Raw genomic sequence first — 230 nt, forward strand, 5'->3', positions numbered from 1 at the left:
GGGCGCGAGGCCTAAGTGATATGCGAGCTGAGTTAACAAGCGGCTGAAGGCCGATTGGGACAAGCCCATACGTGTAGCAGCTCCGATGGTAGAGCCCGTTGTCATGATGGCTCGAAAAGCTTCGAGTTGTTTGAGGTTCACAAGATACTCCGAGGTTTCTTACCAACTAAACTCATAGCCTCATGCGTATTACTCATAACGTTGTTGCCGATTCCACGACGGGTTAGTGT

At 50.4% G+C, this 230-nt stretch carries 1 protein-coding gene; it reads right to left on the minus strand.

From position 1 onward, the window contains the following. On the minus strand, positions 1 to 141 hold a 141-nt coding region (locus GHN86_RS23325; protein ID WP_323370019.1), incomplete at its 3' end, for a LysR family transcriptional regulator. Between the last annotated feature and the right edge of the window lie 89 nt (positions 142 to 230).

The organism is Pseudomonas helleri (assembly GCF_009600315.1).
GTDB lineage: Bacteria > Pseudomonadota > Gammaproteobacteria > Pseudomonadales > Pseudomonadaceae > Aquipseudomonas > Aquipseudomonas helleri_A.